This is a genomic window from Dinoroseobacter sp. S76 (genome assembly GCF_049801095.1).
Taxonomy (GTDB): Bacteria; Pseudomonadota; Alphaproteobacteria; order Rhodobacterales; family Rhodobacteraceae; genus Dinoroseobacter.
Genome location: NZ_JBNAGH010000001.1, coordinates 669,799 through 679,211, shown reverse-complemented (window position 1 = coordinate 679,211; position 9,413 = coordinate 669,799). Strand labels below are relative to the sequence as shown.

Annotated in this window: 10 protein-coding genes; 3 read left to right on the top strand and 7 right to left on the bottom strand. The window is 66.8% G+C overall.

The features are described 5' to 3' along the window. Positions 1-8 precede the first annotated feature (8 nt). Entirely contained in the window at positions 9-944 is a 936-nt protein-coding gene (gshB, locus tag ACP153_RS03325; RefSeq protein WP_424969548.1) for a glutathione synthase, read from the top strand. 3 nt (positions 945-947) lie between these two features. On the opposite strand, the gene ACP153_RS03320 is transcribed toward gshB, so the two are convergent. From ACP153_RS03320 to ACP153_RS03300, 5 genes are all read right to left on the bottom strand, one after another. Continuing rightward, entirely contained in the window at positions 948-2,465 is a 1,518-nt protein-coding gene (locus tag ACP153_RS03320; RefSeq protein ID WP_424969547.1) for a YifB family Mg chelatase-like AAA ATPase, read from the bottom strand. A 92-nt stretch (positions 2,466-2,557) separates the two neighbouring features. Next, the gene (locus tag ACP153_RS03315; RefSeq protein ID WP_424969546.1) at positions 2,558-3,121 is read right to left on the bottom strand and encodes a YceI family protein; all 564 of its coding nucleotides are present in this window, start codon (positions 3,119-3,121) and stop codon (positions 2,558-2,560) included. A 59-nt stretch (positions 3,122-3,180) separates the two neighbouring features. After that, a complete protein-coding gene (locus tag ACP153_RS03310; protein ID WP_424969545.1) occupies positions 3,181-3,837 on the bottom strand; it encodes an ImuA family protein in 657 nt (218 codons plus the stop codon). Positions 3,838-3,897: 60 nt separating this feature from the next. Next, entirely contained in the window at positions 3,898-5,271 is a 1,374-nt protein-coding gene (locus tag ACP153_RS03305; RefSeq protein WP_424969544.1) for a thioesterase family protein, read from the bottom strand. Positions 5,272-5,331: 60 nt separating this feature from the next. After that, positions 5,332-6,231: a DMT family transporter gene (locus ACP153_RS03300; RefSeq protein WP_424969543.1), complete on the bottom strand. Its 900-nt coding sequence runs from the start codon at positions 6,229-6,231 to the stop codon at positions 5,332-5,334. 115 nt (positions 6,232-6,346) lie between these two features. Between ACP153_RS03300 and ACP153_RS03295 the strand changes: the two genes are divergently transcribed. Further along, positions 6,347-7,393: an aldo/keto reductase gene (locus tag ACP153_RS03295; protein WP_424969542.1), complete on the top strand. Its 1,047-nt coding sequence runs from the start codon at positions 6,347-6,349 to the stop codon at positions 7,391-7,393. 182 nt (positions 7,394-7,575) lie between these two features. On the opposite strand, the gene ACP153_RS03290 is transcribed toward ACP153_RS03295, so the two are convergent. Beyond that, positions 7,576-8,259 carry an NUDIX hydrolase gene (locus ACP153_RS03290; RefSeq protein WP_424969541.1) on the bottom strand — a complete coding sequence of 228 codons (684 nt, stop codon included), beginning with the start codon at positions 8,257-8,259 and terminating at the stop codon, positions 7,576-7,578. 30 nt (positions 8,260-8,289) lie between these two features. Further along, positions 8,290-8,688, bottom strand: coding sequence for a DUF983 domain-containing protein (locus ACP153_RS03285; RefSeq protein ID WP_424969540.1), 399 nt, complete (start codon positions 8,686-8,688; stop codon positions 8,290-8,292). A gap of 206 nt (positions 8,689-8,894) precedes the next feature. Here ACP153_RS03285 and ACP153_RS03280 point away from each other — a divergent pair, with 206 nt between their 5' ends. Beyond that, entirely contained in the window at positions 8,895-9,371 is a 477-nt protein-coding gene (locus tag ACP153_RS03280) for an EF-hand domain-containing protein (RefSeq protein ID WP_424969539.1), read from the top strand. The last annotated feature ends 42 nt before the right edge of the window (positions 9,372-9,413 follow it).

The window sequence follows — 9,413 nt, the reverse complement described above, 5'->3', positions numbered from 1 at the left end:
CCTGCGCCATGAATGTTGCCTTTCAGATGGACCCGATCACCGAGGTCGATATCGATGCTGACAGCTCCTTCCGGCTCACCGAAGAGGCACAGGCGCGCGGTCATCGCATCTTTGTTTATGGCCCCGAGGATCTGACCTTCGATCGCGGCAGGCTGGTCGCCACGGGCAACTGGGCCGAAATCCAGCGCGTTGCCGGGACCCCGGCGGTGCTCGGCCCGCGCGAGACGGTTGATCTGTCGGAGATGGATGTGATCTGGCTGCGTCAGGACCCGCCTTTTGACATGGGCTACATCACCACGACCCATCTGCTGGACATGGCCGCTGCGGACACGCTGGTGGTGAATGACCCGTTCTGGGTGCGCAACGCGCCGGAGAAGTTGCTGGTTCTGCAGTTCCCCGATCTGACGCCGCCCACCATGATCGCGCGCAATCTCGACGATCTGAAAGCCTTCAAAGCGGAATATGGGGACGTCATCCTCAAGCCGCTCTACGGCAATGGCGGGGCCGGGGTGTTCCGTCTGACCGCCGAGGATCGCAACCTGAACTCCCTCCATGAGCTCTTTTCCGGTATCAACCGCGAGCCTCTGATCATGCAGCAATTCCTGCCGGATGTGGCCAAGGGCGACAAGCGGATCATCCTTGTGGATGGCGCGCCGATTGGGGCGATCAACCGGGTGCCGGCGGCGGGCGAGACCCGCTCGAACATGCATGTGGGAGGGCGCCCCGAGCCGATCGGACTGTCCGAGCGCGATCGCGAGATCTGCGCCGCCATCGGTCCCTTCCTGCGCGAGAAAGGACAGATCTTCGTCGGCATCGACGTGATCGGTCCCTATCTCACCGAGATCAACGTCACCTCGCCCACGGGCCTGCAGGAGCTGGAGCGCTTCGATGGCACAAATGGCGCGGGCCTGATCTGGGATGCCATCGAGGCGCGCAAGGCCTGAAGTTCAGGCCACCTTTTCCCGGACAGACACCCGGTAGCTCAGCGCCTCAGCCAGATGCGGACGGGCGATCTCGTCGGATCCATCGAGATCCGCGATGGTGCGCGCGACCTTGAGCACCCGGTGATAGCCCCGCGCGGTCAGCCCGAACCGCTCTGCTGCATCCTGCAACAGGGCGCGCCCTTCTGCGTCTGGCCGGGCGATCTCTTCCAGAAGGCTGCCCTCGGCATCCGCGTTCACCCTGATCCCCTCGATCCCGTCGAACCGCGCGGCTTGCCGGGCCCGGGCTTCGGCCACGCGCGCGGCCACAACCTCGGAGCGTTCGCTCTCGGTTGGTGCGTCGAGATCCGAGAAACTGACCGGTGGGACATCCAGCCGAATGTCGAACCGATCAAGCAGCGGCTCCGAGAGCCGCGCCATATAGTCCTCCCCGCACAGGGGCGCGCGCCCGCAAGCTTGAGCGGGCTCGAACATATGGCCGCATTTGCAAGGGTTTGCCGCCGCGATCAGCAGAAACCGGCAGGGGTAGCGCAGATGGGCATTGGCGCGCGCGACCACGACAGAGCCGGTTTCCACGGGCTGGCGCAGGCTCTCGAGAACGTCGCGGTTGAACTCCGGAAGCTCGTCGAGAAAGAGCACGCCGTTATGGGCGAGGGACATCTCCCCGGGCCTTGCCAGCCGCCCGCCCCCGACCATGGCCGCTTTGGAGGCCGTGTGGTGGGGCTCCCGAAATGGTCGCAGGCGAGAAATCCCACCGGCATCGATCAACCCGGCGAGGGAATGGATCATCGAGGTTTCGAGCGCCTCCGCAGCATCCAATGGTGGCAGGATCCCGGGCAAGCGCTTGGCCAACATGGATTTTCCCGAACCCGGCGAGCCGACGAGCAAGAGATGGTGTCGCCCAGCCGCCGCCACCTCCAGCGCGCGCTTGGCCCGTTCTTGCCCCTTCACCTCTGACAGATCGGGCACGTTCGGCGCGGCGACAACCTCGCCGGGTTGCGCCGGGGTCAAACGCGCCGCGCCGGTGAAATGACGCATCACGCCCAGAAGCGAACCGGCAGCGAGAACTGTGGTGCCGCCCACCCAGGCCGCCTCCGGCCCGCAGGCATCGGGACAGAGCAGGGTGCGCCCGCTCTCGGCTGCGGCGAGCGCGGCGGGCAAGGCGCCCAGCACCGGCACCAATGTGCCATCGAGGGAGAGCTCACCAAGGGCGAGCGTGCCTTCCGCGGCCTCCGGTGGGATGATCGACAGGGCGGCCATCAGGGCCAGCGCAATCGGCAGATCGAAATGGGAGCCTTCCTTGGGCAGGTCCGCTGGCGACAGATTAATCGTGATTCGCTTCGAGGGCAGGGCCAGGCCAAGCGCGGACATGGCCGCGCGCACCCGTTCACGGGCCTCCGAAACCGCCTTGTCAGGCAAGCCAACGATGAAAAACCCAGGCAAACCAGGGCTTAAGGCGCATTGCACCTCAACGGGACGGGGTTCGATGCCTTGAAAGGCGACGGTATGGGCGCGGGTGGTCATGGGCGGCTCCGGTGCGCGGGGCTGCGTTAACCTTTGCGGCCAAAACCTTACCTATCTGTTAACCAAGATTGCCTTTGCGCATCCTGCCACACTCATCCGATCCGGTCGATGGTCGCAAGGCAGCGCAGCTCGATCCGGTCCGCAACGAGATCGGCAAAGCCCGTGGCGCCAAAGGCGGAGCGGCTGAGCTCTCCACGTAGCTCAATTACGAGGCGGCTGAGATCGCCCGGGTCCCGGTCCGGTTGGCGAAAGAACCGCGCGGCCAGGGCGACCGGTTGCGTCCGATCGCGCAACGCCAGATTGCCGGAGACCGCCGCGCCGCCGTCCTGCGCGCGCACCGCGGTGCTGGTGTAGCGGATCTGTGGAAAGCGCGCCGTGTCCAGAATGCTCGGCCCTTTCAACGCGCCATTGGCCAGAGGCAGGTTTGTCCGCGCCCCTGCCGCATCGAGCGTGACCGCGACCCGCGAGGCAGAGACCCGTCGGAAATCGAGCCGCAGATCCGCATCGAGGATCGGCATGCGCCCACGGCTTGGCGCGCCGGCGAGAAAGAAGGTGAATTCCACCTCGCTCTTCGGGGCGAGCTGGTAACGAACAGGGGCCGCCTGGGCGGCGAGGGGCCAGACAAGGGCACTACACAAAAAGACACGACGTTTCATACACCCATGGTAGCGGGGTTTGGGCCGCTGCATAGGGCGCTTGCTCTGCAGTGCCGCGCTTATGATCGCCCGTGTTCGCCCTCGCAGGCGGAGGCGCGGCAGGTGCGCCAGGCGCCGTCGGGGCTGGTGGGCGCGGTCAGTCGCCAGCTCCCCGGGGGAGCGTTGCGGGCGCGCAGCCGGGTCAGGGTCCAGGCGCTGTGGCGGCTGGCATGGGCGGGCATGAGGGACCAGCGGCTCTCGATCCCGGCGGCGCCCCCCTGATCCGGGGTGAGTAGCAGGCCGAGCGGTGCGACCTCCTGCCGTGTGCCGCCTTGTTCGGCGGCCAGATGCAGCCGCCGCACCGGGGTCAGGCCCGGCGGCCCGGGCAGATCGGCCACGACCACGGGCGCGGCCCCGTTGCGCAGGGCCTCCTCCATGCACCAGAGCAGGTCTTCCTTCCGCTCGATGGTCACGGTCAGGATCCGGCGCGGGTCGCAGATCGGCGCGAGGCCCTGGGGGTTGAGCTGATCCGCGTGCCAGCGCGGCGTGATCCAGATCACGGGCCCCGTGCGCGCCCGGGCCACGAGGGCCGCGAGACACCAGCGCGCCGGGCCGGTCAGCTCATGCACCCGGCGCAGGGCCAGGGTCATCTCGGGCAGGACTTCGACCCCCGGACGGGGGGCATCCTGCAGGCTGCCCGCCTGTAGCCCGGCCTTTGTCAAACTGCGAGTCGCCATGGGATGAGGATAATTTGTTCCGTTTTTGTTCTCAAGGGGGCTTTTGCCAGATCGCACCCCTCAGCGCGGGTCACCAATGGCGCGGCCTACGCCCGGCCCGGTGGCCAGACGCGCATGGGCCTGGGCGATCCGCGCCAGCGCCTCGGCCACGGGAGAGGCAGGCGGCGCAGGGCGCCGTGTCTCAAGGCTCACATGGATCAGCATATGCTCCCCCGTCGCCACGAGAACTCCGTCGCAGCGCATCTCATGCCACAGATGCATGCGCTTGCCCGTCCCGTCGAGGCAGGTGGTCCGGATCTCGAAAGCGGCCCCGATGCGCAACTCGGCCAGATGGCGGATATGGGTCTCGGCGGTGAAGAAGCTCCCCCCGGAGGCAAGGTAATCGGCATCCACGCCGAGGATCTCCATGAAGCGGTCCGTCGCATTGCCGAAAGCGTGCAGATACCGCGCCTCGGTCATATGCCCGTTATAATCGGCCCAGTCCCGGGGGACCGTGCGGGCCGCTGTCAGAAGCGGCGCCGTATCCGCACCCTGCGCCGGAACCCGCGCCCGGTCCGCGTCGGCCAGACCGGCCCCCGCGCCTACGGTTTCGGCCTTGAGCGCGCGGAGCATGCCGACCAGTGCTGCGTCCCTCTGCACAAAGCGCGCATCCGAGGCGGGAGGGCTGGAGCGGCTGAGGGCCGGGGTGTCGGCGGGGCTGTCTGTCCAGGCTTTGCCGTCTGCCCCCTCCGTCAACGCGAATTGCGCCGGTCCTGCCCCATCGCTGGCGGTGCCAAAGGGCCCCCTCTGGGACCACAGGGGCGCGAGGCCGAGACGCAGAGCCTCGTCGATCTGGACCGGGCTGGCCTCACCATCGCGGATCATCTCCAGAGCCCGGCGGAGAAGCGCGGCCTGCAGGCTTTGCGTTACGGATCCATCTGAGGGGATCATGCCAAGCCCGGTCAGGATGGCCTGGATCCGATCCGCGACGGCAGGCTCCGGGCAGGTCACTTCCGCCAGAGGCAGCAGATAAACCGGGTCGCAGGGACGGATGGCGCAGATCTGCGCGGGCCTTGTGGCGCAGGCTCGCAGCGCGTCGAGCGTGAGCCCCGCGCTCGAGGAGGCGAGGATCGCCTCCGGCGCACAGGCGGCTTGGATCGTCTGGAAGACCTTGCGCTTCAGCTCCAGCCGCTCGGGCAGGTTTTCCTGGATCCAGGTCGCGCCGCTGACCGCCTCGGGGATCGTCGCGTGCAGGCTCAGGCGGCCCGGGGGCGGCAGCGGCGTGTCATAAAGACCCGGCAGGCTGACCTTCGCCCGGGCGATCGTGGCCTCCAGTCGAGTTTCCGCACCCGGGTCCGGGTCGAAGACCCGCACATGCCATCCGCCCAGCAGAAAACGCGCGGCCCAACCTGCGCCGATCACACCGCTCCCGATGATCGCAACGATGCCTGTCATATGCGCCCCGATCCTGCTCTGTTTTGCGCAGGGTGGCGGCGCGGACGGGCCGCTGCAACGTTAAAGTGTCAGCACCAGCAGGAGAACGCTCGCCACGATGGCGCATACGCCCAGGATCTCGCGCGGCGTGGTGGTCTCGCGAAAGACGAAGGTGCTGGCCAGGAAGGAGAAGACCAGCTCGACCTGACCGAGCGCTTTGACATAGGCCGCGTTCTGCAGGGTGAAAGCGGTGAACCAGGCGAGAGACCCGGCCAGGGAGGTGAGCCCGACCAGTGACGAGACGCGCCAGGTGGCCGCCACGCGGGTGATCTCTCCGCGTTCGCGCCAGCTGAGATAGGCGGCCATCAGCAGGGTTTGAAAGGCGGTGACGCACATCAGGGTGACCGAGGCGCGCTGGAACACATCCGTGCTGTCGATCGCGAGGGAGGCCGCGCGGTAACCAATCGCCGAAAACCCGAAGAGCAGCCCGGAGGCCAGCCCCAGCGCCACGCCCTTGTTCAGAAGTCGCCGCCAGTCGCCGCTCGCATCGGGCGGGTCCGACAGGATCACCACGCCGACAAAGCCCACGGCGATGGCTGCCGCCCCGCCCCAGGTGATCGCCTCGCCCAGCACCACGAAACCCACCAGGGCCGTCAGCATCACTTCGGTCTTCTTGAAGGTGATCCCGACGCCAAAACTGCGATGGGCAAAGAGCGCCACAACGCACATCGTGGCGAGGATCTGCGAGGTTCCGCCCAACGTGGCCGCGATCCAGAACCGCGTTGAGAGCTCGGGAAAGGGCAGATCGCGCGCCGCCGCGTAGCTCAGGGCGATAAGGGCCACGAGGGGTGCGGAGAACAAAAAACGCGAGAAGGTCGCGCCTGCGGTCGAAAGACCCGTCACCTTGAGGTGACGCTGCAGCATGAAGCGCAGGTTCTGGGCAAAGGCCGCAAAGAGGGTGACGGGGATCCAAAGGGGCATGGGCTACCTGTCGCAGGCCGCGCCCGGAGGCGCAACGCGACCGATGCGCCGGGCCAGCCTGTGCTTGCGCGTCCCGCGCGGCGCGCTAGGCTGACGCGCTGACAAGGAGACTGCCATGAAAACACATGCACTTGGGCGCGGCGCCCCGCAGGTCACGGAGTTCTGCCTCGGGACCATGACCTTCGGCACCCAGACCGACACGCCGGATGCGCACCGTCAGATCTCGATGGCGCTGGAGGCGGGGATCAATTTCATCGACACGGCCGAGGCCTATCCGGTGAACCCGATCAGCGCCGAGACCGCCGGAGATACGGAGACGATCATCGGCCAGTGGAACGCGGCCAATCCTGGGCGGCGCGGGGAGTATGTGCTGGCCACCAAGGTCGCGGGCGAGGGGCTGGGCGCAATCCGGGACGGGGCGCCGATCTCGCGCGCGACGATCCTTGAGGCGGTGGAGGCTTCCTTGCGGCGGCTGCAGACCGACCATATCGACATCTATCAGCTCCACTGGCCGAACCGGGGCTCGTATCATTTCCGCCAGAACTGGCGCTTCGATCCAAGCGTTCAGTCGCGCGCGGACACCATGGCCCATATGGAAGAGGTGTTGGTGACCGTGGATGAGCTCGTGAAGGCGGGCAAGATCGGCCATTTCGGCCTCAGCAATGAGAGCGCCTGGGGCACGGCCCAATGGCTGCGCATGGCCGAGGACAAGGGGCTGCCCCGGGTGGTGTCGATCCAGAACGAGTATTCCCTGCTGGCGCGGCTCTTCGATACGGATCTGGCGGAGCTGTGCGTGAACGAGGACGTCGGGCTGATGGCCTTCTCCCCGCTGGCGGCGGGGCTCTTGACCGGCAAGTATCAGGGCGGCGCTGTGCCTGACGGGTCGCGCATGGCGATCAATGGCAATCTCGGCGGGCGGGTCTCGCCCCGGGTCTGGGACGCGGTGGACGCCTATGCGGAGATCGCGCGCGCCCATGGGCTGGATCTGACGCAGATGTCGCTCGCTTGGTGCAAGACGCGGCCCTTTATGGGCTCGATCCTCTTCGGGGCCAGCTCGGTCGCGCAGCTGGAGCATATTCTGAACGGTCTTGAGCTGACCCTGTCGGACGAAGTGGTGGCCGAGATTGACGCGGCCCACAAAGCGCATCCCATGCCCTACTAAGGGCCAGCCAAGCCGCGCGCTTGGGCGCGGCCCCGGGCGTGCCGGTCAACGGCGCGCAACCAAAGCGTGGCTCACATCAGGCGGGATCTGAGAGTGGCGTGCGACCGCCGCGTCTGGCACGCCAGACGCGGCACCCGGACCTCTGGCCGCCGGGGACACATCCGACCAAACCGTGGCAATCCCTAGAGCCGTTCGAACCGCGACAGGCTCTCATCATGGTGAAAGAAGGGGACCGTCGTTGGGGCCTCGAGCGCAGGCAGAGCGCCGGTCACCTCGCCCAGAACCACCTCGGTGATAAACGGCAGATCGAGCGCCCGCGCTTCGGCCAAGGGCACCCAGTGCAAATGGCTCAACTCATCCGAGGCTTTCGAGAAATCATCCGGATCATCCATCAGCGCCGAAGCCGGAGCGAGCAGGAACCGCGCATCAAACCGCCGGGGCCGACCCGGCGGGGTAATGGCACGAAAGATGAAGCGCAGGGCGCTGGCATCCGGAGCGGCCCCGCTGCGGAGAAAGGCCTGCCAACTCGCACCGAGCGCAGCCTCCGGATCCCCAACTGGAGCGGCCTGCGTGCCAAGGCGCAGACCCGTTTCTTCCCAAAGCTCTCGAATGGCCGCGGCAAAAATCGCTCCGGGCGTGCAGCCGCGCGCATCCTTGGCGAGTTTGTCCTCACAGGCCGGATTGGTCTGGGCGAGACGGGTGCCGAAGCGATCCTCGGGATCCACGGCGCCCCCGGGAAACACGTATTTCGAGGGCATGAAGGCCGCCTGCGCCCCGCGTTGCCCCATGAGCACGCTGGGCCGTGCCGTCTCCGCATCCCGGATCAGGATCACCGTGGCCGCGTGCCGAATTGCGCTTTTATCCATCTTTCCTCCGCCGCTGACCGGGGCGGAGGGTTAGGGGACCGGTGTTTCCGATCCCGCAAAGCCATACATCCGCTTGGCCCACTGGTACCCGACCATGGCCCCTTTGAGCCGTGGCAACAAGTAGAGCGACAGCGCCACGCAGCCCACCGAGAACACCGCGATGATGTTCAGCGGATCCGGCCGCAGGGTGACGAAGTACCAATGCAGCAGCGGCGCCATCAGGTGGCCCACCACGAGGATGGTCAGATAGGCCGGCCCGTCATCGGCCCGGTGGCCGTTCAACTGCTGGCCGCAGACCGGACAGCTTTCACGGACCTGCAGATAGCTGCGCATCATCGGACCTGACCCGCAATTGGGGCAGCGGCGGCGCCAGCCACGTATGAGAGACGGCCGAAGCTCACGCTCCGTCGTCGGTGTTTCGAATGTCATCACGGAGCTCCCAACCCCTGTTCGCTGGTACCAGCTTAACAAGCTGTGCCCCCAAGCGCCCTTTGACAGATTGCCTTGCGTCGGGATGTCGCGAAAAAAGGGCTGTTCATTTTTTTGCGGAAATGCGCGACGGAACTTCGCTCCGGGCGCGTTTGACATACAGACGTCCCGGAGATGCCGGGGCCAACAAGAAAATGGAGACCCCAATGAAGACCCTGATCCCTGCAAAAGTCCCGACCACCGCTCTGCTTCTGGTGGCACTGACCGCCGGATCCATCGCCGTGGCCTCGCCGCGCGGCGAAGGACATGGCAAGCGTGGTGGCCCCGATTTCTCGGAACTGGACACCAATGGCGATGGCCAGATCACCCAAGCCGATATCCAGGCTGCTGCAGAAACGCGCTTTGCAGCACTCGACAGCGACGGCAATGGCCAGGTGAGCCGCGAAGAGATGGCCGCCGCCGCGGAAGCCCGCAAGGCCGAGCGTGCCGAGCGCCGCATCGACGCGATGATGGAGCGCGCGGATGCCAATGGCGATGGGCAGGTCAGCCTCGAGGAGTTCGGCATGCCCGAGCGCGGCACGCGGATGTTCAACGGGCTCGATGCCAATGGCGATGGCGCCATCTCCGAGGAAGAGTTCGCGGATCGCAAGCGCGGCTTTGGCGGCCGTCATATGGAGCGCTGAGCCCGACCCCGCACTGGGTGGGACCGGAGCCTTCGGCACTGG